This window comes from Brevibacillus reuszeri (assembly GCF_001187725.1).
GTDB lineage: Bacteria > Bacillota > Bacilli > Brevibacillales > Brevibacillaceae > Brevibacillus > Brevibacillus reuszeri.
Map to the genome: position 1 here is coordinate 68,603 of NZ_LGIQ01000005.1, position 21,840 is coordinate 90,442.

At 45.0% G+C, this 21,840-nt stretch carries 18 protein-coding genes, 1 pseudogene and 1 riboswitch; of the genes and pseudogenes, 12 read left to right on the top strand and 7 right to left on the bottom strand.

Annotated elements, in window-relative coordinates:
• The first annotated feature begins 94 nt into the window (after positions 1-94).
• On the top strand, positions 95-979 hold the full coding sequence (gene cidR, locus ADS79_RS03910; protein WP_049737121.1) for a cidABC operon transcriptional activator CidR: 885 nt from the start codon (positions 95-97) through the stop codon (positions 977-979).
• A gap of 163 nt (positions 980-1,142) precedes the next feature.
• On the opposite strand, the gene ADS79_RS03915 is transcribed toward cidR, so the two are convergent.
• From ADS79_RS03915 to ADS79_RS03925, 3 genes are all read right to left on the bottom strand, one after another.
• Positions 1,143-2,066: a TolC family protein gene (locus ADS79_RS03915; RefSeq protein WP_236699873.1), complete on the bottom strand. Its 924-nt coding sequence runs from the start codon at positions 2,064-2,066 to the stop codon at positions 1,143-1,145.
• A 409-nt stretch (positions 2,067-2,475) separates the two neighbouring features.
• Complete coding sequence (locus ADS79_RS03920) at positions 2,476-3,924, bottom strand: amino acid permease (protein WP_049737123.1); 1,449 nt, start codon at positions 3,922-3,924, stop codon at positions 2,476-2,478.
• 120 nt (positions 3,925-4,044) lie between these two features.
• Positions 4,045-4,231, bottom strand: a riboswitch (Lysine riboswitch).
• Positions 4,232-4,327: 96 nt separating this feature from the next.
• Positions 4,328-4,822 (bottom strand): DinB family protein, encoded by a 495-nt coding sequence (locus ADS79_RS03925; RefSeq protein WP_049737124.1) that lies wholly within the window; start codon positions 4,820-4,822, stop codon positions 4,328-4,330.
• 168 nt (positions 4,823-4,990) lie between these two features.
• On the opposite strand from ADS79_RS03925, the gene ADS79_RS03930 reads away from it, so the two are divergent.
• The gene (locus tag ADS79_RS03930; protein ID WP_049737125.1) at positions 4,991-5,548 is read left to right on the top strand and encodes a CGNR zinc finger domain-containing protein; all 558 of its coding nucleotides are present in this window, start codon (positions 4,991-4,993) and stop codon (positions 5,546-5,548) included.
• Between the two features lie 138 nt (positions 5,549-5,686).
• Entirely contained in the window at positions 5,687-6,439 is a 753-nt protein-coding gene (locus ADS79_RS03935) for an alpha/beta fold hydrolase (RefSeq protein WP_049737126.1), read from the top strand.
• Here ADS79_RS03935 and ADS79_RS03940 read toward each other — a convergent pair.
• From ADS79_RS03940 to ADS79_RS03950, 3 genes are all read right to left on the bottom strand, one after another.
• Positions 6,417-6,815, bottom strand: a complete 399-nt coding sequence (locus tag ADS79_RS03940; RefSeq protein WP_049737127.1) for a hypothetical protein — start codon at positions 6,813-6,815, stop codon at positions 6,417-6,419. The two genes, ADS79_RS03935 and ADS79_RS03940, sit on opposite strands and share 23 nt — an antisense overlap.
• Before the next feature lie 42 nt (positions 6,816-6,857).
• Complete coding sequence (locus ADS79_RS03945) at positions 6,858-7,382, bottom strand: ImmA/IrrE family metallo-endopeptidase (RefSeq protein WP_049737128.1); 525 nt, start codon at positions 7,380-7,382, stop codon at positions 6,858-6,860.
• Positions 7,383-7,460: 78 nt separating this feature from the next.
• Positions 7,461-7,910 (bottom strand): helix-turn-helix domain-containing protein, encoded by a 450-nt coding sequence (locus tag ADS79_RS03950; RefSeq protein WP_049737129.1) that lies wholly within the window; start codon positions 7,908-7,910, stop codon positions 7,461-7,463.
• A 304-nt stretch (positions 7,911-8,214) separates the two neighbouring features.
• Here ADS79_RS03950 and ADS79_RS03955 point away from each other — a divergent pair, with 304 nt between their 5' ends.
• The 5 genes from ADS79_RS03955 to ADS79_RS03975 all read left to right on the top strand — a co-directional run bounded on the left by ADS79_RS03955 (position 8,215) and on the right by ADS79_RS03975 (position 18,127).
• Positions 8,215-10,107: an RHS repeat domain-containing protein gene (locus tag ADS79_RS03955; RefSeq protein ID WP_049737130.1), complete on the top strand. Its 1,893-nt coding sequence runs from the start codon at positions 8,215-8,217 to the stop codon at positions 10,105-10,107.
• Between the two features lie 18 nt (positions 10,108-10,125).
• Positions 10,126-15,585 carry an RHS repeat domain-containing protein gene (locus ADS79_RS03960; RefSeq protein ID WP_049737131.1) on the top strand — a complete coding sequence of 1,820 codons (5,460 nt, stop codon included), beginning with the start codon at positions 10,126-10,128 and terminating at the stop codon, positions 15,583-15,585.
• A 20-nt stretch (positions 15,586-15,605) separates the two neighbouring features.
• On the top strand, positions 15,606-15,914 hold the full coding sequence (locus tag ADS79_RS03965; RefSeq protein ID WP_049737132.1) for a hypothetical protein: 309 nt from the start codon (positions 15,606-15,608) through the stop codon (positions 15,912-15,914).
• Between the two features lie 178 nt (positions 15,915-16,092).
• Positions 16,093-17,049 (top strand): phage lytic cycle repressor MrpR family protein, encoded by a 957-nt coding sequence (locus tag ADS79_RS03970; RefSeq protein ID WP_049737133.1) that lies wholly within the window; start codon positions 16,093-16,095, stop codon positions 17,047-17,049.
• 163 nt (positions 17,050-17,212) lie between these two features.
• Complete coding sequence (locus tag ADS79_RS03975) at positions 17,213-18,127, top strand: phage/plasmid replication domain-containing protein (protein ID WP_049737134.1); 915 nt, start codon at positions 17,213-17,215, stop codon at positions 18,125-18,127.
• Positions 18,128-18,388: 261 nt separating this feature from the next.
• Here ADS79_RS03975 and ADS79_RS03980 read toward each other — a convergent pair whose 3' ends face one another.
• Positions 18,389-18,589 carry a helix-turn-helix domain-containing protein gene (locus ADS79_RS03980; protein WP_007722198.1) on the bottom strand — a complete coding sequence of 67 codons (201 nt, stop codon included), beginning with the start codon at positions 18,587-18,589 and terminating at the stop codon, positions 18,389-18,391.
• A 171-nt stretch (positions 18,590-18,760) separates the two neighbouring features.
• On the opposite strand from ADS79_RS03980, the gene ADS79_RS03985 reads away from it, so the two are divergent.
• The 4 genes and pseudogenes from ADS79_RS03985 to ADS79_RS36830 form a co-directional block, all read left to right on the top strand.
• Positions 18,761-19,540, top strand: coding sequence for a recombinase family protein (locus ADS79_RS03985; RefSeq protein WP_049737135.1), 780 nt, complete (start codon positions 18,761-18,763; stop codon positions 19,538-19,540).
• 14 nt (positions 19,541-19,554) lie between these two features.
• Positions 19,555-19,794, top strand: coding sequence for a hypothetical protein (locus tag ADS79_RS03990; protein ID WP_007722200.1), 240 nt, complete (start codon positions 19,555-19,557; stop codon positions 19,792-19,794).
• Between the two features lie 139 nt (positions 19,795-19,933).
• Positions 19,934-21,166, top strand: coding sequence for an IS110 family RNA-guided transposase (locus tag ADS79_RS03995; RefSeq protein ID WP_049737136.1), 1,233 nt, complete (start codon positions 19,934-19,936; stop codon positions 21,164-21,166).
• A 42-nt stretch (positions 21,167-21,208) separates the two neighbouring features.
• Positions 21,209-21,328 (top strand): annotated as a pseudogene (locus ADS79_RS36830) (RHS repeat-associated core domain-containing protein); the annotation flags it as partial.
• Positions 21,329-21,840: the final 512 nt, after the last annotated feature.

Sequence of the window (21,840 nt, forward strand, 5' to 3'; positions counted from 1 at the left end):
TGAAAAGTGTACATCACCTCTTTTCATAGGTAAAATGCATATATAGAATCACTGGGATTCATTCTATCTATAGGTGACGCAAAGGAGATGTCTGATGGATATCCGGCATTTGCAATATTTTTTGGAGGTCGCTCGCCACAACAGCTTTACCAAAGCAGCGGAATCCCTCTACATTACACAGCCCACGATCAGCAAAATGGTACGCAATCTGGAGGAAGAGCTGGGCGTTGAGCTTTTTGAGCGATTGGGCAAGCGAGTGGTGCTGACCGACGCAGGCTGGGTTCTGTATTCCCAAGCAGAGGTTATGGTGAAATCGTTTGAAAGCATGACGATTCATATTCATGAAGTCATGGAACTGAAAAAAGGCAGGATACGAATCGGATTGCCGCCTATGGTCGGAGCGAATTTTTTTCCTCGGGTGATTGGGAAGTTTTGCGAGCAGTACCCAGGAATTGTCCTGGAGCTTTTAGAGGTAGGCTCGAAGAAGGTGGAGGCAGATGTGGCTTCCGGCATGCTGGACAGCGGTGTCGTACTACTGCCGATCGATGAGGACATTTTTGAGTCATATTCGTTTGTAAAGGAAGATATTAAGGTCGTTGTGCATCCGACGCACGCATTGGCCGATAGGCAGGAGGTATCGTTGGCCGAGCTAGCAGAAGAACGGTTCCTTTTATTTCACGAGGATTTTGCTTTGCACAATCGGATCATTGACGCATGTGTACGGGTCGGCTTTCATCCCAAAGTCATTTACAAAAGCTCGCAGTGGGATTTTCTCAGTGAAATGGTGGCGGCAAATATCGGAATCACCTTGTTGCCTCAAACGATTTGCAGTGAGCTGGACCCGGCGCGATTTCGCATTCTGTCTTTGGTGAATCCTGAAATCAAGTGGCATCTGGGGATGATTTGGAGGAAGAACGGGTATCTCTCGTACGCGACAAGGGAATGGATTCGTTTTACGCAAGGCATGCTCTCCAAGTGAAGCAGAATCTTACACGCGAAGCAGCTATGCACCAACGTATAGGAAACCCCCAGGAGGTAAAACCATGAATGCTCCCTCTTGGGGGTGTATTTTCAAATTTATATAGGCTGATCGTCAAAAAAGTAGGAAGAAGGAATAGTAGGCCATTTCCATGATAAAACGACTAATCTCCGATGGATTGCTTTAAGGTGACAACTGCTACATGGTACTGATAATTAGAATCAATTGCTTTTATTTCGCTATCTAACAGCTTTGTTTCTCTATCAATCAACTCATCCAGAGATACTTTTCGTATGGAATAATCCGCCTTTGTCTCATCGTATTGCTTCTGTGCGGCATCTCTTGCTGCTATGCTCTCTTCCATTACTTTTTTCGCTGAGATGACTTTATCATAGTTATCTTTTAGTTCTTTTTCTACCGTAGCTTTCGCCTTTTCCAACAAAATCTCCGCTTTATTCAAATTATTTCTTGCGATTTTACCATCGTAGCTACTCTTGAGAGAATACCTCGCAACGATGTTTACCTTTACTTCAGCAAGCTTTCTTTCCTCTTCAACTTTTATCATATCCGGGCGTTTTTCGTAAGCGTTAGCTTGTACTTCTTCCAGCGTAGGCAGATGATAGTGTGTCAGGTCGTAAGTGGACAATCTCCAATTTTTTCCTGGTGCTTCTAGCAGTAAAACATTCAGCTTGGCCAACGCCTGCTCGTGACTGGTTTGAAGCTTAGCAAGCCCTTCTTTGGCTTCTTCATTTGGAGATGGATACCAATAGTGGCGGTTGATGCTTTCCTTGTGCGATTTTATTTTTTCTTCGAGAAAGAAAACCTCCAGATAAGCTTTTTTAACCTGAAACTGCAATGAGCTTTTTAACGCATCCATAGTGGCCTTGCTAGTGGCAATATCTCTTTGGGCTTCTGCTGCCTTCTTGTATTTTGTCTGTGCATCTTTGAAGGTATAAATGGAATTTTCCTTTATTGCCTGACTATCTTGAAGGGTTATGAGTGAATCGTAGTAAGTTGTATCGGCGGCTAATCGGAGCAGCTCCAGATCGGCATTGTTTTTCAGAGTCTTTTCGATAGCCTGGTCCATCGTAATGACATCTATCGTCTTCAGTTCTGCAGCGAATGCGTGGGCAGTGGGAAAAACGAGGGGTGAGCTTGCCAATAATGCAGTAACCAAGGTAGTGCTGTAAATGGTCGAGAAAAGCCTGGACTTCATTAAAGAAACCTCCTGATTTTTATTATGATAACGATTATCATTATCAATTTAATCAACAGTATATATTTCCACTTTTATTTCGTCAACGGAAATAGTTATGACAAGCAGAAAAATATTTGCATAGATTTAGAAAATCTGGTTTCGCCATTCCTTAAGATAGGCAGTGTTTGTACTCATACGGGATAGAAATGAATAATTGCCAACTTGAATAAAAAGAAAAAGAATCTCCTGTGGTGAAAAGGAGATCCTCTGTATCGAATGGTGGAGCAGCAAACTGTGTTTAATGAGAGTTTTCATCCATGCTGAAATCCACTCGCTCAAGCGGTACCAGCTTTGTTTTTTTCGTAAATTTATACACCAACCAGACGATCAGGAACAGGGGAAGACCGACATACGAAACCATCAGACCGTTCCAATCGATCCCTTCGGCAGAAAACGCAGAGTAATTTTGACCGAGAATGACGATACAGCAAATGATGAATGCGAAAATAGGTCCAAACGGGAACCACTTCGCTCGATAAGGAAGCTCCTTCAGATCGCGTCCTTGCGCTAGAAAAGCTTTGCGAAAGCGATAATGGCTGACAGCGATGCCGAGCCATGCAATAAAGCCAGACATCCCGGATGCATTTAATAGCCAAATGTACACTTCTCCATCGCCAAACAGCGAGGACAAAAAGGCGAGCGCCCCGATCAAAGCAGTCAAGATCAAGGAATTGATCGGTACACCGTTACGTGTAACCTTGGCAAACCATTTTGGTGCTTTGCCTTCCTTGGCCAGCACCCAGAGCATACGGGTAGAAGCGTACATGCCAGAGTTACCTGCGGATAGAACCGAGGTGAGAATAACAGCGTTCATCACGGAAGCAGCGAAGGCAAACCCGGCTTTTTCGAACACGATCGTGAACGGGCTGATTGCAATATCCGCAATATCTCCGCTAATCAGATTAGGGTTATCATAGGGCACGAGGAGACCGATGATGAAAATCGCAAAAATATAGAACAACAGGATACGCCAAAAAATCTGGCGAATGGCCTTCGGAATATTTTTAGCAGGGTTTTCACTTTCACCCGCAGCGACACCGACCAGCTCTGTCCCTTGAAAAGAGAACCCGGCGATCATAAAGACACCCAGCAAGGCCATGAAGCCGCCACTAAATGGAGCGTCGCCTTTGGTGAAGTTTTGAAATCCAACGGCTTCTCCACCCATAATGCCGAAAATCATCAGGACACCAATCACGATAAAGACAATAACGGTTACGACTTTAATAAGTGCAAACCAATACTCAGATTCCCCATAGCTTTTAACTGACAACAAATTCAGACCAAACATGAGGACGAGGAACAAGGCACTCCACAGGATAGAAGGAGTATTCGGGAACCAAAATTTCATGATCAGAGCAGCAGCTGATAGCTCGACCGCAATGGTAATAGCCCAGTTGTACCAGTAATTCCAACCGAGGGCAAAGCCCAAGGATGGATCGACGAAGCGAGTGGCATATGTGGAGAACGAACCGGAAACGGGCATGAATGCAGCCATTTCTCCCAGACTGGTCATCAGGAAGTAAACCATGATACTGATAGCGACGTAGGCAACCAAGGCTCCACCAGGTCCGGCAGAGTGGATGGAGCCGCCGCTCGCGAGGAACAATCCTGTACCAATCGAACCGCCAATGGCGATCATGGTCAGGTGACGGGCTTTTAGACCACGTTGCAATTGATTTTCTGACATAACCTACTTGACACGACCTTTCTAAAAAAGAATGTTCGGAAGGAAGGTCGGAAACGAAAAAACCACTTCTAGCCATAAAAAGGGCATGAAGCGGTATCATCAAATCCCCACCAAGCCTTCACTGAAGATAGCACAACACGTCTGCCGGCAAGCAAGACGTGACAGTTCTGTCCCTTTCGGGTACAGCCCCAGCCCATGCGCACAGCGATACGCGATGGACTTCGGCGGATTTTCCTTTTCCTGCAGTCATGAATTTCTGCTGAATCTCGTACAGGATGATATAAAAGCCGCGACCTCTATCCTCACCGTGAAAGATGAGGATACATGTATGAAATTGATTTATTCATCAACTATATAGGATTGCTCAGCATTTATCAATGTAAAATCTAGTCATTGAACGAGCCTACAAATATGGGCGTCGTTCAGGCCATGTGCCTTGCAGCTTGCGAATTTGCACGATTTGTCCGGTGTGGAAAGCATCGTGCCGGACAATGCTCATCACGCTCAGCCCTAAAGGAGTAGTAGGCAATAGCTGATCAAATGCATCTTCGGGGAGCGAGGTGAGCGTTTCACGAATCTGGCGATGGACGCTCTCCATTCGAGCGATCGTTGCTTGCCAGGCTTCGTCATCGTCAGGGCCGCCAGCAGGAGTAAAGGTGTCATCGTTGGTCTCTGCAGATAGAGGGAAATCGGTATTCAGCAAGCGATGCAAGAGCCGTTCTTTGAAATAAAGAAGATGGCTGACGTTTTCCCAGATCGTATTCGCTGCGATGCCTTCAGGACGCCAGCTTGCTTCGGCTGCGGAAAGGCCGGTGAGAGCATCCTTTAAGGGCGGGTACGAATCTTCCCTGTCATAGGTACATTCCCATTCGTGCAATAGTAATTCCATCCTGTTCATGACACATCCTCCTCATCTGTGAAACGGAATAAGTAGACGGTATAATGACTCTAGGAACGAATGATGTAACGATCTAAATTTGTTTTGGTAGTTACTAAAAAGATACCATATCCTGGATGAACATACAAGAGGGATCATGAGTGGGCGGATATGAATGGAGGAGCAGGAGTGGAGTGGCTGTGCATCGATTTTTTAAATAGCGATTGGCGAGATTGGCGTGGATCAGGGAAAAGAGAAAATCGTTTGGACAAAAAGGGATGGCTGGAATCCTTTTTACAGCAATGGAATTTGCCAGTGCCAGCACCAGCAGATGAAAAAGTCAGACTCTCGCTGCTCCAGCTTCGTGAACAGATGCGTAGAATCGTTATGGCAGTGGTCAGAGGCGAAGCTGCGCAGCCAGAGGATGTGGATGCGTTGAATCGAGCACTGGTTTTAGCCCCCTCGTATATGCACGTGACAGCAGATAGCGACGGACTTGGCTATATGCTGGAGCAGGTGAACCCCGCGCAGGGGTGGGAGCTCATTCACGGGCGGATTGCTGAATCCTTTGCACAGCTGTTGACGAGTCAGGATGTGCGTAGAATCAAAATCTGCGATAACGATGATTGCCAGTGGGTCTTTTTTGATGAAAGCCGTAATCGGGTCCGGCGCTGGTGCGACGATAAAATGTGCGGAAACCTGATGAAGGTCCGCCGCTTTCGCGAGAGGCAAAAGGAGAAGGGGTGAGACGTGAGCAGCGTTTCGCCTCTTTGTTTTTTCGTGCCACCATAAATAAAAAAGGGATTTCCGGCAAAACACGCACATGCAACAGAAAAAGGAGACATAATAAGAAGCAGATAGCTGGGAACGGATGGTGGTGAAGGGATGAGTCAGTATCGGAAACGATGGTATCAGATTATTGTCTTGGTCGTATTGTTTGCTGCCTGTACAGTGATTTGGTATTTACGTCCGTACCAGCCTGATCCTGCGGCCACTGCGGCGATGCAAGGCGGAGAAGGAATTACCGTCATGAATACTGGGGACTGGATTGTCTTCGAAGGGGGAGAATCACATGATCCGGGCGTGATTTTTTATCCTGGAGGGCTCATCAAGTCGGAAAGCTACGCTCCCCTGGCCAAATTGTTGGCAGGCTCAGGATACCGCGTATTCATCGCCAGAATGCCGCTTAATTTGGCTATAAGTGATATGGAACGTGCCAATCAAGTGTTAAAAGCCTATCCGAATCGGACTTTTGTTATTGGGGGGCATTCTCTGGGAGGAGCCATGGCTGCCCGCTATGCGAAAATGCACACGGATCGGATTCGTGGCGTGTTTTTACTGGGAGCCTATCCTGACAAGCAAGGCAGCTTACTCGATGCTGGGATTCCTGTTCTTTCGCTGCTGGGCTCACGTGACGGGATCGTTAATCGGGAAAAATTTGAGCTGGGAAAAACGTACTTGCCAGAGAGTACGACGTATATGTCCATCGAAGGGGGAAACCATTCCCAGTTCGGTAGCTACGGGAAACAGGACGGGGATCAGCCGGCTGCCATCACCCCACAGGAGCAATGGCAGCAAGCAGCCGCAGCGTTGAAGGAATGGGTCAGAAAAGAAGTTATGGTTCCAGGTGAGGAATGATTCCACTGACCACGCCTGCGATTCGAATATTTTCCGAAGGAAGTATGAGGGGCGTATCTGCGTCACTTGTGGTTGTAAATACACATTCTACCGGGTTGACGTCAGCAGCAATGCGAACGATAAATTGGCCTTCCTGACGAATCAGAACGGGTCTGTCCTTAATCGGTTCCAGTGAAAAATTGGAGATTAATAAAGCATCACCCGCAGAAATGCCGAGTCCCAAGAGACCTGTATCACGCAGCATCAGCGCAAAATTGGCGACGTGATAGCTGGCAACCTGAATCGAAGGAAAGAGCGAGAGCTCCTCGTCGTTTTCCAGTGGCAAATCAAAAAAATGGGTGGTGTATGCATCTCCTGCGACGAAGACATGCTTCATGGCGTTAGAAGCCCCCTTTCAAGTGGTCGGATTAATTTGACCTTACCAAAATACTGGCACGCCTCGCGCATGCAAGCGAGCGAGGACGCGGTCAAAGCGTCTGGCTGCCAAAGAAAGCGGGACAGTGAAGCGCTGTGCCAAAAGGGCAGGAGCATCATAGCGAGAGCAATCTGTCAGCAGCGGGCTCATCATGAAAAACGGCAGCAGCAAATGTTCGGCAAAGTGATTCGCCTGCGACTCCTGCCAATCGATCATCCATGTCGTGCTCTGTGGCTGCACGCCTTCATGCAAAAGCAAATGCCCAAGCTCATGAGCAATTTTGACCCTTTGGTAGGCAGGCTCCAGGCGGTCGTCTACAGCGATGACGTAATGATTATGCATGGTAGGATGCTCATGAGCCCTGCTGCGGCCGCTGATTTCGATAATTTCGATCCCGTATGTCTCGCATAAACGATGAAGATCGATTTGCTCAGGCTGCTCCATGCCTAGATGGCGAAGGAGTATGTACACACGATCCTCCAGCCATGTTTGCGGCTCGCAGATTTCTTGCAAAAAAGGTAGAAACATCCAGTGTTCCGCCTCCCATACCAATAAAAATGGAACGTACGTTCTGTTTTGTGCGAGAAAGAAAACCCCGCAGTGGGGTTATTTTTTTTTCAATTCTTCCGTTATGTCGAACAGAGAAGGCGGGCGTGTTTCCCTTACTTGACGTACTTTCAGCTGCTTCTTCAAGTCGTACCAGTAACGACGAATCTCTTTTTTCTCTTCCTCAGTGGCATCCAAATAACCATCCAAAAAGTAATAGTCATCCGGGTCGTCGATTTTCTCTTGTAAAAGCTCGTCCAAAGAACGCTGTTCCTTGGCCAAAGGGGCAGAAGCAGCGGTATTTGCTGTTACATCGTTGGTTCGACCAAGCAGCCAATCCGTCGTGACCTCAAGTATATCTGCCAATTGCCGCAGCATATCGTTAGGCGGCGTGCTGTGATTGTTTTCATAGTTGCTGATCGTCCCTTTTGTTGTGCAGACATGCTCTGCCAACTCTTCCTGGGTTAGACCTTTTGCCTTACGGGCTATGCGCAAGCGCTGGGATAGCATGAGCGAGCCAGTCCTTCCATTGAGGATGTACAAATATATTGTACTAAAAAAGAAGAAAAAAGACAAGATTGTATAACTATTTTATTTTTATTGGTTGACGAACAAGAATCTTGTACATTATGATATTTGTACAATTGAATAGGAACGCTTGTTCTGTTTGTGGTGTGGCGAGCGTTTGGAAGCAAGCGCGACGATCCAGCCAATCCGAGAGAAAAGGAGGGACGATGAAAAAGAAGTGACAAGCATGGCAAGTGTGACGAAATAGAAATTGCAAAAAATACAAAAAGAAAGTGGTGAAGAGTACATGAGAAACCGAATCTCCATTTTGGTGTTGATCCTGATGATCCTGTCTGTCATCTCGGTTCCGGCAGGTGAGACGACTGCGGCGCAGGACCCGCTGGAGGAAATCGCTCAGATGGACCAGGAAATTTTGGGGCTGCACCAAACGCTTGCGTTTTTCCAATTCGTTGCTTCCCGAAAAGGGAACGACAAGCTGGCGGATCAAATCTTGCAGCAAACCTCCACGTATTTTGAAAGAGCCAAAGAGCTGCATTTGCAACAGCCAACGACAGATGAACAGTTTCTGGCACAAAAAGAACAAATCAAACAATTACAGGACCAATATGAGCAAGCGGTAGAAGGCTACTGGTCCGGGCTGCTGCCTGAGCTTGGTCCAAAATCTGCTGTGCCAAATCAACAGGCAAAAGGAAAAGCGAGCGTACTCGCAATCGACCCTGCCATCGATCCATTTGAACCAAATGATGACTTTGCAACAAGCTATCCAATTACGAGCGGGAATTACTACGAGTCCAAGCTCTCCACTAGCACAGACAAGGATATTTATCGCTTTGACTCGGGATCGTTAACCGGATTGTTGACAGTGACTTTGACAGTTCCCAAAACCAAGGATTACGACCTTTTGGTGACGGAGGGCCCCAATAATATCGTTGATTTCAGCATGACGGATCAATTAGGGGGAGAAGAAACAGTCAGCTTTCAGGTCAAGGCAAATACCACCTATTACATTACGGTTTTCAGCTTTAACAAGCATTTCAGCACGACTGATTCATACTGGCTCCGGCTTGACAAGGTGACGAACATAATGAATGCAGCTTCGCCTATCGATGTCAGCTTGCCTCTAGGTGAATCACCCGCGTACAAATTTACAGCGCCTGTGACCGGAACGTACCGCTTTTATACAGGACCTTACGGCGGATTTGGCGCAACGACGGATACCGCGCTGTTTCTATTTTCGGACGAGAAGCTGTCAGCACTGCTCGATTTTAATGATGATGCGGTAGATGGCTCCCTGTTCTCCGAGATGAAAGTGAACTTGACGGCTGGAGTATCGTATTACGTCTACCTCACCTCCGCTGACAAGACAAAAGGCGTGCACGCGAGACTGACAGCCGCTTTGGACACAAAGGCAACAGTCACTTCTGCTACGATTCGTGAGTCGACTGCAAACGATGGCACGATTACCGACAAGCAGATTGTCACGCTTGGGGCTGGCACATTTTCTACAGATGTTGCCGCTAGTGTAACGGTAAACAATTTGCCTGCGGGACTACAGCCAAGCGTAACGCGCACTGGCAACCAGCAGCTTACGGTCCAGTTTGGGGGCAAAGCACTCGCCCATGAGAGCAAGCATAGTGTCCAAAACGTAACGATCACGATTCCAAAGGCAAAAGTAGCAGGAGTCGATGCGGATCTCGTGACCAATCCGTTTGCCATTTCTTTTACAGACACAGAAAGCTTGTATGTAACGACGCCACAAGACATCAATCTTGCTGCCGGAGCGAAAAAAATCGTGAAGCTGACAGCGCCAGCTTCCGGAAGCTTTGACATTTTGACGGGCTACTATGGCGGAAATTCAGCCGAGGGAACAAGCGATACATGGCTCGGTGTATATGAGGACTATGCACAGACGAATTTGCTTGCTGCAAACGATGACGGAGGTCAGCCGCCCTTTTCCAAGATCACCCTGCCCCTGCAAAAAGGCAAGGATTACTATGTCGTTTTGGCTGGCGGCAGCAACAACGCTGTACATGCCCGCCTGAGCGCCCGCTATCTCGGAGTGGAGTACGTGTACAACGCCAAAGGACAGCTCGTGCAAATCAAGCAAAACGGTACTATTTTGACGGAATTCACCTACGATGGCAACGGCAATCTCATCAAAAGACAGGTTCATCAATAAAAATGAGGAGGGAAATCAATGCGACTGAAGCGTTGGACTCATAACACGATTAGCATGCTGCTGGTCAGCTCGCTTCTGCTGCCTACGCTCGTTCATGCAGAGGCGGGGAGTGTCTCGTCAGCAGGGACAAACCCAGATCAAGCGAATAAAAGTGCAGTAACAACGAAAGACTGGCTTGCCGCCTATCAGAAGGCAGTTCAGGCAAATGGTGGACAGCAGAATAAACAGCCTGACGAAAAAACGAAATATACAAAAAAGGAAATCATGCAGCTGGAATGGGATACGCTGCTGCCTGAACAGGCATGGAATCTGTATCAGACCTCTGACCCCGCCTTGATTCAATTCGCCGCGTATTTTTATCCTTCTGTGGATCGCTTTTTGTCTCATAACGAGCAGGTAACGAAATATCAGTGGAGCGACGATGACATCACGAAGCGCATCCAGGCGCTTTCGCAAGCGCAGAAAGAAGAGCTGACTACGTTGCTGCCGCAGTTGACCACCATTTTACAAGCATTAACAGCAAAGCCTGTTCCGTCCAAGCAGCCAGAACAGTCGGCAAAAGCGTCAGCACTTGCGAGTATTCCGGACGCCATGTATGATCCCGAGGGCTTGACGTACCAATACAAACGCTCGAATACGGACAACCCCGTGGATGAGCTGTATCGGACAGCCAATGTGAGAGAGCTTGATATTCAGCTGGAAGGAAAGCACGGGCTGGATTTTTCCCTTGAGCGCAGCTACTCTTCCTTGGAAGCACTGACTGAGGAGTTTTACTATTCGAACAGCGGTAAAAATGTAAATATCCCCTCCAGGCATCTGGAGAAGAATTTCTTGCCGATTGGCTGGAAGCTCAATTTGCCCCGGTTTGAAGAAATCTATAAATCAAATGCGTGGTGCAGTTATTATGATGACACCTCCAAGTACAATTGCGGTTATGAAGGAGAGGGCAAACGATATGTCTTCACCTTGGATGACGGAACGGTGCTGGAATCTTCCTCTACAGTTGGGGACTGGGTGAATACACCGTACCAGGGTATTTCCATGAGCAAGTATAAAAAGGGGTACGGAGAATTCGGGTCCAATCATGTGGTGACATTGGAGAAAAACGGCATCACTTATGATTTTGGCGAAGAGTCCCACTATTATAAAGACGATCTGTATCATACGTTTTTGGTGAAAAAGACGAATGCGTATGGAGACTCGATCAGCTACCGAATTAACGAAGATACGAGATGGCCGACCGAGATCACAGATAGTGTCGGGCGTCTGATTACAATTGATAACAGTACAGTGAATACCGTAGTGAAAGTCTATCAGGACAGCTCCCAAAAAACATTGCTGAAGCATCTTGTCTATGAGTGGACTGTAAATACAAACAAGGATCAGGTAAGAGAATACAGCGTGACGGGGACAGATAGCAAAATCATTGCCGAGTATGCGTATCACAGTCCATCTGTTTACGGAGTGAGTGAGTACAACCTGCAGCCGACCTATTCCTTTGCTGCTCCGAACAAACTAATCAATTTCGATGACAATGGGCTGGAGTCGACGGAATATACGAATGTCGATAAAACCAAGAAGGGAAAAGTGAACTACAAGCTTTTGAAGCAGGTTGACTATCCAGTGGAAGGCTTGTCCATGAGCTATACGTACAGCTTGTATCAGCCAGATGTCCCTGGATTTTTGAATCAAGGGCTGGTACGTCTCTATTTGGATAAAGAAGCATTGACGTACATGAGCTATCATCCTGTGACCGCGGTCAATTTCCGTTTTGCCAAAACACCGCATCCGGATCAGGCAACGACAGGATGGTACTCGTACACCAAGTATTATCCGCAGACTAATAAAGAAGTATGGAAATCACCGAAATCAGCCTCTGTGCGCTTTGCCAATCAGCCGATCAACCGAGATGGCTCTAGGGTCGTTACGAGAAGCGTTCAGGACGGATTGCCGAGTGTAGAGAAAACCTTTATCGTCAACCCGGATCGCAACTTTTTGCTGCAATCGGTGAAGACCTTTGTAGGAAATGGTGCTGATTCAGATACGATCCAAGGTGCGCTTACCCTGACAGAAGACGGGAAAACGTATCGTTATTCTCCTGCCTCTTATACGAGCTATATGTACACTCAGCGAGAGACACAGCCGACCCATGTGTACTCTTTTATGGGGCGTCCAAGCTCCATGACTGTGGACTCGGATGTGTATCAATACTTGCTCGCTCCGACAGATAGCCGCCTGTCTAAAGTCAAGGCAAGACTGGCACGTTATGCACAAATTGCAGAGTACAGCTACAACGTGTATGGAGATGTCACCAAGGAAATCGATCCAAAAGGAAACCAGACCACAACCGAATACGTAACTCCGGACAGTCTCACGTCGCTGCGCGTGCCTTCCAAGGTGAAGAAAACAGCGGCCAGCAATTTGAATCATTATCATGAAGAAACATACACATACGGAAGCAACAGGCTGGTAGCAACAGAAAAGGTTGTGGATTCCTATCCAGATGGCACCGCTACCAAACAGGAGCAAGTAAACCGGACCTACAGCTATCAAGACAAGCTGCTTAAATCGATTACAGAAACGAGCACAGGTCCAGATGCCAAAACCATTACGCAAAACATCGACTCCTACGACGCTTTTTCCTTGTATCCAAAAGAAGTGACCATGCATGTGGAAACCTCCACGGGTGTCAACGAACAGCTTTATCACTACTTCCACTACGATGGAATGGGCCGCTTGGTATACCGCATGTACCCGGATGAAATCTATGTCCAGTACCAATACGACCTGCTCGGACGTCGGACAAAGGAGCTCGTGACCAACCGAGATCAGACAAGGACGACGACGTATGACTATGATGATGCGACGAGAAAAGTAACGATGACGCTGCCAGACGGCACGAAGCAATTCTCTCATTTCACGCCATACGGAGAAGTTGAGTACAAAGGCCAGATTGGCAAAGACGGCACCATTCGTCCACTTTTGTACAATACGTATTCACTGGATGGAAACCATCTGTTGTCCAGTGCACCGTATGCCTTAAACGAACGGGCGACCAGCTACGTCTATAATACAGACGGAACGGTGTGGAAAAAAACAGACCCAATCGGCACCACGGTGTTCCTGGCAGCCAATACGCAAAACGATGGGGTAAACTACGTTCCTGGTCGGACTGGCGTAAGCATCGAGCCAAACGGACTGCAAAACACACAATACTACGACCGCCACAGCCAGCTGGAAAAAGAAGTACTACGGACAGGCGATGGCAGCCAGAGCAGAACGACACAGCTCGTTCGCAACGATTTTGACCAAGTAATCGGCAAGACAGAAAAAGATCAGACAGGCAAAAGTCGTGTATGGGAATACCGCTCGAACAACGACGGCAAGCTCGTCTATCTGCTCGATCCCGAGCAAAACAAGTACCAATACGAGTACGATGCTCTCGGCAATCTCGTGACGGTGACGGAGAATCAGCTGTTGACTACCCGCAATCACTACAATGCCCTCTCCTGGAAAATCAGTGAAAAGGATGTTCCATCGGGAGCGATTGAGTCGTATCGTTACAACCGGAATGGTACACCGCATACGTTTACAGACAAAGCAGGGATTCGTCACCTCTATGCCTACACGCCGTTCAACGAGCTATCCAGCCTGACATCTACAAATACTGCGGGCAAAATCATGAATTTGGAGACAAAAGAATACGTCCCGAACACCTCCCTGATTCAAAAAGAGACGAACAGCAACGGAACAGATTTGGGCACAGGCATGAGCAACTACCGCGAAGTATCGTACACCTACGACCCGTTTCTGCGGCTCAAGACTCAGACCGCTTTTGGACGAGTGTACCAGATGGGATACACAGACCGGGATGACCTCATGGATTCCTTGACGTACCCGGACAATGCTGTCGTGACCTATTTGTACGATGCAGCTGGACGTTTAAAAGAAGTAAACAGTGCTGTGACGGGCAAAATCGAATACAGCTATCAGGTAGACACTACGGGCGACAGCTATCAAGCGAAGTACCCGAACGGCCGCATCAACAAGCGAAAAGCCGATTCGTTTGGGCAGGTAGCGACAGTCACCCATGAAAAAAACCAAGCGCCGATCTGGTCAGAGTCCAATCAATACTCGTTTGGCAATGTCGTTTCCATCCAGCGCAATGGGAAAACACATCAATATACCTACGATAAAATTGATCGCCTGACCAAGGAAGTCATTCCAGGAACGACGAATGATTATTCCTATGACGGACGTGGAAACCGCTCGGCATTCGCCGGCACCCTGCCGACAGAGACAGGAAGCGCCACGTATACCTTTGACGAGCGAAATCGTCTGCGCAGCGTGGTAAATGAAACAACAGGCGACACCTCGACGTATACCTATTATGGAGACGGCCTTCGCGCGAGCAAAACCGAGAATGGCATCCAAACCAAGTATGTCTACTTGAGTGGCAAAGTCATCGAGGAGCTCGACGCTGCCAATGCCTCCAAGGCCCGAAACATCTGGGGCAATGAGCTCGTGCTGCGCAAAGATATGAGCACAGGCAAGAGCGGATACTACCACTACAACAGCCACGGCGATGTCGTCGCTATCTCGGACGGCACTGGCCAAGAGCTGAACAGCTATGCATACGACACCTGGGGCAACGTCATCTCGAAAATGGAGGGGATGTCCAACCCGTATCAGTACAGTGGCGAGCCGTATGATGAGAAGACAGGATTCTACTATCTGCGGGCACGGTATTATGATCCGAAGGTAGGGCGGTTTATATCGGAGGATACGTATAAGGGGCAAGTGGATAATCCGTTGACGTTGAATCGGTATACGTATGTAAGTAATAATCCGCTAAAATATGTTGATCCTACTGGTAATGTCCAGCAAATTCATGCAGATTGGGCGCCAGGGAAGAAAAAAATTGATCCGTGGGTGAACGGGTTAATGCTTGGATATCCTGAACAAGTTCAAAAGGTAATGGATACGGAGCCTTTCACTTTAGAAAACTTAGCAGCTAATGCTGAATTATTTATTTCAATAATTCCAGCAGTAAAAATTGAAGGTGAAGTTAGTCAGTTAACTGCAAGTGGATTAAACAAAGCGGTTGGCTCATTCCAATCGATGTTTAAGATGGATCTGCAATTTTTTGCATCTAGTGGTGATAATGCAGTTTTCAAAGCAGGTGAACTGTTTGAATCTAGTATAACAACTGCAAAAGGTATGAACATTGGCGCTTTAGCAGAGGTCCAAGTAAATGGAAAGACTTTAGTTTTAAAGGATCTTAGTATTTACGCAGATGGTTCAAACGTAGCCAATGTTGTTGGACCAAGGGAAATAATCCAATGGAAAAATCAAATTGTTCAAATGGCTAAGGAACAAGGTTTTACACAGCTTGAATTGCATGGAATTCGAGTAACAAATTCTACTTCTGCAAATCCAGGAAAAGAGATTATTCAAGTGATCGATCTAACAAAATAGGAAATAGGATGGTGAGGGGAATGGAATTACTTAGGCAGTATTTCTCGGAAGAAGAAATTGAAGAAATATCGTTATTAAAAGAATTGTGCGATGGGATGCTAGTAGATGGCAAACAAGTAGTATGTTTTGAGGTTTTAGACGATATTCTTAATTCACGAAGTGAAATTAACAATTTGCCAAAAGTAGATTTATTGGTAATGCTTGAGCAGTTAAAGGGATTTAATGCTTTCTGGAAAGATGCAGAGTGGTACGATAATCAGAAAATGGAAACTTTATTACCAAAGTTAAAAAAAATCATAAAACAAGAATTAATAGAAAGAGAAATATAAAACATATTGTCATTTAGAAATACCCCATTCGAGTAACACCTACTCGTCTGGGGTTTCTTTTTTCATAAAAGAAGTAAAAAACTCTTGTTTTAAAATGCAAATTTATAGTAATATCAATTCAAGGAAGTCGAACTATAAATTTATAGTATTTCTGTTTCATCAAGAAAGGTGTGTAACCATGTTTAACCCCGAAACAAAAACAGCCTTTCTTCAAGGATATAAAGAAAATACCCAAAAAGCTTATTCAAGAGTGTTCAACCTGACAATGAAGTTCGAAGTGGAAAAGGATAAGGATTTGCTCCACTTTACACTAGATGAGATTGAAACTGCCCTGTACAGCTTCCATGCTTCTACAGGAGACTCTCTTAATACGGCTGGGAGAACGATTTCTGCTTACTTGAATTGGGCAAGGGCAGAGGGGCTTAGAGAGGACACCAATCCACTGGAGTCCGTTTCAAAAGAATGGTTTAAGAACATGGTAGGTAACACCCACCAACAATTTATTACGAAGCAAGAAATCGATGCAATCATTGACCAATGTAATAACGATCAGGATTCTGTGATTCTCTCTCTGTTATTTGAAGGTGCGGGTGGAAGAGAGGTAAGTGAACTACGCAATCTAAAACGTGAACAAGTCAATGATGAGAAACGAACATTGATATTGATTAACGATAAAGAAGAAACAAGAGAAATTCAAATATCCGAGCAGTGTCTGAAATTAATAAATGGCGCAATTAAGCAAAAGGAATATCTCAAAGGTAATGGGGAGATGAGACGAGATCATCTCAAAGAAACAAGTGAATTAATTGAAACAGGCTATGTAATCAGACCAGCCAAGACAAGAAATGTTCATATGGAACAAGTCAGTCCTCATCTGATTTATGGGAGATTACATGCATTAGAAGAATACTTTGGTTTGGACAATCTACGAGTAAAAACGATTCAACGCAGCGGGATGATCTGGATGGGAAAACAACTGCTAGAACGTGATGGTGAACTCGGAAAAGAGCAGTATTATGAGATATGTGAACGGTTCGGCGTAAGCAAGGTAATGAATGGCAACAAGCTAGAGTATTTGTGGTGGGGATTAAAAGACTTCGTTAATCCAGACATGATTGCTGCATTGTACGAGTAACGCACCTAGAGGATGTAATTCCTCTGGGAAAACAAGATAAAACTAAAAATTTATTGTAAATCGATGAAGGAGGTGATCAAACACATGAGTTGCTATCTTTTGTTATAACAGTCCAAATCATATCTAATATATTAAAATTTATAGTAAAAAGGAGAGTATATTAATGTTTGATTCCATCAAAATGAAAGTAAGTTCCGTATTTATTCAACCTGAAATATTACGACAATATAACTTTGCATCTTTTACATACCGTAATCAGAAAACAGGAATTATGACCACATTCCAAATGCAAGACGAGATTATTCCATACATCAAATATCAGGATGGGAGCAGAACCTTAACGATTCAAGTTTCCATTCCTAAACTGCTTTATGGAAATAATGTCAAAGCAATCGAACAATCAGATATTCCTATCTTCTTTCAACGAGTACAAGAACGATTACAGCAATTATTCGGTATCCATATTGCCCATGAAGATTGGAGAATTACCCGTTTAGATGTATGCTGCAATTTCCATGTTGGGAATCGAACAGGGGAGTATGTTCGTCAGTTGAGCAAAGGGAAAATGCCCTATAAAGATACGCGGAATTTTAATCATGACGAAACAGTAGAATTTTATAACAAGAGTAGCAGAGTCATTCTGTACGATAAATACAAGCAATGTAAGCGAGCGAAGGAACCGAAGGAGATCATTGAGCAATCCAAGGGAATTTTACGATTAGAAATTAGACCGAGCGACAATGACATGAAGAAATATACCAAAGAAAAGAGAGCCATTCATCTCGTCACTCATTCCTTTTTTACCTACATAGTCAAAAAGACACTGGAGGGATTGCCATACACAGAAAATGTGGAAACCATCGATTATGAATGGCTTTTGGAAAATAAGAAGGATATATCAAAAATTGAGACCTATCTAGCCTATAGCATGATCAAAAACTTGTTCCAAGAAAGTGGAATAAGAGCAATTTATACAACATCCACTCTTCCTAATCGTAGGAGTTTGGCAAAGCAAATAACCATCCCGAAAAAGGAAGGTTTAAAAAGATTGGAGATTGTTGATTCAGTTCAGGGCTGAAGACATCCACCCAATTGAATCTGTTACGTTTACGATAGCGATAATAATTACAGAATATTGTATTTGATTTAAGGTGCCAAAGCGTGAAAAGCCGGAGAAATAAGGACAAATTGGTACAACCTATGGAAAAACGAGGGGAAAACGATGCATTGACGATTGGCACGGTGGGGGCAAATTACATCTAAAGCCGAATCTAGCACCGAAGATAAGCGCCTTGCACATCGAGTTCCACGGTGAAGTTGTAGAAATTACAATAAGTAGCTATTCAATTTCAATAAGCTGCTCAATAGGAATGTTTAAAGTCTTGCAGATGAGTTCTAATGTTTCCAAGTAAACCCGATCAACCTTTTCAGAACAAAGATGATTCACTGTGCTGGCTCGCAAACCAGTCAATCTAGCCAACTCACGCTGAGTTATCCCTTTTTGTTCAAGAATTTCTCTTAATTTTATACGAATTGCCATGTAGTTTCTCTCCTGAAAAATGACTCCTAAGAGACGGAATTTGTTTTCATTATAGCATCGAAGAAGGAGGAAGTCATTGAATGTTACGGTTAAGAGTTATATAATAAAACCATAATGTTTCGGTTAAACGTTACATTAATTTCAATTCCTGTAACGGTAGGGGTGAAACGCATGGAGAAAGTAGTCGGTTATGTGAGAGTATCCACCAAAGGACAAGTAAAAGATGGGTACAGCCTATCCTATCAAGTAGAAGAGATCGAGCGCTATTGCAAGGAGAATAACCTAGAATTACTCGGAATCTACAAAGATGAAGGAATCAGCGGAGCAAAGGTGGACGAGGATGGATTAACGATTGAACGTGCAGGTCTACAGGAATTACTTGCTAATCTTCATTGGCAAAAAGTAAGCCATATTATCGTTCTCAACACTTCCCGATTATGGAGAGCGGATATGGTGAAAGTCCTTATCCAAAGAGAGTTAAAACGGCACGCGGTAGATGTAAAAGCAATTGAACAGCCCAACTATAGTATTTACGCCCATGACCCGAATGATTTTCTGATTAATGGCATGATGGAATTACTCGATCAATACCAACGTTTGGAGATCGCACTAAAACTAGGGAGGGGAAGAAAAAAGAAAGCGCAACAAGGAGGATATGCAGGAGGTGGCGTTGCTTTCGGATATACGGCAACGAAAGGGCAGAAGGCTATTCAGATCGATGAGAGACAGGCGGAGACGGTACGTAGATTGTTCTCCTTACGTGAAACAAATCCCACTTGGTCACTTTCCCAATTGGCTGTCCAACTGAATACAGAGGGGTATACTACAACACACGATAAATCCTTTACCAAGGTACAGGTCAAACGAATCATTGATCGTGAAGCCTTCTACAGGGGCACCTATCGCTACGGTCAGATTGAAGCAAATGGTCTTCACCAAGCCATTATGTAGCGGGAGGAACGAACGTGGAAGCTCAATTCACTCATTATAAACAGGAAGAAATACGTTCTCTTGACAAGATTCAGACATGCGAAATAGGTACACAATTAATTTTTGACTATGTTCAACAAGAGAACGCTGTATTTAACATCGCTACGATAGAGGAAATAATAAAAGCCATCTTTCAGGTGGAATTACATCAACGAGAATACTTGCTGCAAATCCGTTTAGCGAAGGCATTGTCTAGCACCAAATTACAACCGTAATGATAGAACGATAATGACATGAAAAGAATGTACGAGCTAACGTATCCGTGCGTGTTCATCTTTGAATAATGCTTGTTCGGAGGGTGCTGGCATTCTTTTCTCTACATCATTACTCATCAAAGATAGGGGTGAAGTCTTTTTGCATCATAAACTGAAGTACCTATATATCGGAGTAGACTTACATAAACGACATCATACAGCGGTGATGATGACCTGTTTCCATGAAAAGAGAGACGAAATCCAATTCGAGAACAAGCCGTCAGCGTTTCCTAAGTTTCTGCAACAAGTAGAAAAAATGGCAAAGAGGGAAGGCTTGACCCCTGTGTTTGGCTTGGAGGATGTGGGGGGCTACGGAAGAGGATTGGCTATGTTCCTTAACGAAAACAAATATGAAGTAAAATCGGTTAACCCTGCCCTTACGATATCTATTCGGAGAAGCAGTCCAAATAACAAGAAAACAGATGCGTGGGATGCAGAGTGTGTGGCTCGCATTCTGATTTCCAACTTGGATACACTGCCAACTGCGAATCCACATGATCTTTATTATGCAATCTCACAGCTTGTCACAAGAAGAGAGAACATTGTGAGTGTTGTAACAGGAATCAAGTTACAGCTTCATCAATTGCTAGGCTACCACTATCCAAGTTACAAGAAATTTTTCTCACAAGTAGATGGGAAAACAGCTTTAGCTTTCTGGCTGAGGTATCCTTCTCCAAGTTGTTTGAGCGGGGTGAATGTGGATGAATTGGCTAACTTCTTATACAAGAAGAGCAATCGCTACATGTCTACCAAGAAGGCAGAAGAAATTCTATCTTTTGTACAGCAAGACGGTGACACATCGAAAGACTATCAAGGAGTCAATGATTTTCTTGTTAAAAATGTGGTTCGGGACTTGATCGCCAGAGACCATCAGCTATCACAAATTGACACAGAGTTGGTGAAGCATCTTGCATTACTGGATTACAAACTAGAGACCATGCACGGAATTAGTACGGTCACGGCAGCGGAACTAATCGCGGAGATTGGCGATATTTCACGTTTTTCCAGTGCTGACAAGTTAGCTAATTTCGCTGGAATTGCACCCGTTCAGCATAGTTCAGGGAACAAGCAGAAGAGTAAAAAGAGCAAGTTAGGCAACCGTAGCCTGTATGATATCTTCTATAACCTTGCCATTCGTCAACTGGGTGTATCAAGGGCGAAGAAACCCAATCATCCTGTTTACCATGCATACTACGAAAGAAAGCTGGCGGAAGGGAAAACCAAGTGGCAAGCGATTATTTGCGTGATGCGTAAATTGGTCAATGTCATATACAGCATGATGAAGAACAAGACGGAATATAAAATGCCAGTCCTTAAAGAACAGGCGGCGTAGTAGCAGGGTGGTAGCGGAAATGTTGCCACCTAACCTTTATCTATTGAGCGCTTTATCATGGAGGATACGTATAAGGGTGTTGTGGATAATCCGTTGAGTTTGAATCGGTATACGTATACGCATAACAATCCGTTGAGGTTTGTGGATCCGAGTGGTCATATTAATGAAAATGCAGGTAGTGATTCAAAACCTGACCCTTTTAAGTTAATTCCTACGGGGAGAGAGCTTGAAGCTCTTATCCATATTTCGGAGGTATACGGCATAGAAGCAGTACCTGCAGAACATAGAGACCTTGTTCGAATAGCAACAGGTTCTATGTTACCGGGTTACGGTGGAGTAAAGAGTGTGGGTGCTGCTGGGAAAATTGGTAAATCAATAGTCAATTCCTTTAAGGGTTCAAAAGCATTACCTCAAGGTATTCGTGATATGATGAAGTCTCAGAAAATTGCACCTGATATCTTGGATAAAGGAGTCCACTTTAATGTAGGAAAAATCGAAATAACAGTTGTTCCTACCAATGCTGGTGGTATTGCTTTTAAACCTACTCATCCAGGTATGGCAGCCAAGAATATAAGCCAATATAATTCTGCTCTTAAACAAGCAGAAGAAGCTATTAAATATCCAGAGTTCAGAGAATGGTTATTGAAACATGCTAATAGGGGATTGGAGTTATC

Bases quoted from the DNA above. Each gene is read 5' to 3' on its own strand.
- ADS79_RS03960 (WP_049737131.1), top strand. From the start codon at position 10,126: ATGCGACTGAAGCGTTGGACTCATAACACGATTAGCATGCTGCTGGTC.
- ADS79_RS03950 (WP_049737129.1), bottom strand. From the start codon at position 7,910: ATGCTATCCCAGCGCTTGCGCATAGCCCGTAAGGCAAAAGGTCTAACC.
- ADS79_RS03965 (WP_049737132.1), top strand. From the start codon at position 15,606: ATGGAATTACTTAGGCAGTATTTCTCGGAAGAAGAAATTGAAGAAATA.
- ADS79_RS03940 (WP_049737127.1), bottom strand. From the start codon at position 6,815: ATGAAGCATGTCTTCGTCGCAGGAGATGCATACACCACCCATTTTTTT.
- ADS79_RS03970 (WP_049737133.1), top strand. From the start codon at position 16,093: ATGTTTAACCCCGAAACAAAAACAGCCTTTCTTCAAGGATATAAAGAA.
- cidR (WP_049737121.1), top strand. From the start codon at position 95: ATGGATATCCGGCATTTGCAATATTTTTTGGAGGTCGCTCGCCACAAC.
- ADS79_RS03920 (WP_049737123.1), bottom strand. From the start codon at position 3,924: ATGTCAGAAAATCAATTGCAACGTGGTCTAAAAGCCCGTCACCTGACC.
- ADS79_RS03985 (WP_049737135.1), top strand. From the start codon at position 18,761: ATGGAGAAAGTAGTCGGTTATGTGAGAGTATCCACCAAAGGACAAGTA.
- ADS79_RS03980 (WP_007722198.1), bottom strand. From the start codon at position 18,589: ATGGCAATTCGTATAAAATTAAGAGAAATTCTTGAACAAAAAGGGATA.
- ADS79_RS03915 (WP_236699873.1), bottom strand. From the start codon at position 2,066: ATGGACCAGGCTATCGAAAAGACTCTGAAAAACAATGCCGATCTGGAG.
- ADS79_RS03975 (WP_049737134.1), top strand. From the start codon at position 17,213: ATGTTTGATTCCATCAAAATGAAAGTAAGTTCCGTATTTATTCAACCT.
- ADS79_RS03925 (WP_049737124.1), bottom strand. From the start codon at position 4,822: ATGAACAGGATGGAATTACTATTGCACGAATGGGAATGTACCTATGAC.
- ADS79_RS03935 (WP_049737126.1), top strand. From the start codon at position 5,687: ATGAGTCAGTATCGGAAACGATGGTATCAGATTATTGTCTTGGTCGTA.
- ADS79_RS03945 (WP_049737128.1), bottom strand. From the start codon at position 7,382: ATGTTTCTACCTTTTTTGCAAGAAATCTGCGAGCCGCAAACATGGCTG.
- ADS79_RS03955 (WP_049737130.1), top strand. From the start codon at position 8,215: ATGAGAAACCGAATCTCCATTTTGGTGTTGATCCTGATGATCCTGTCT.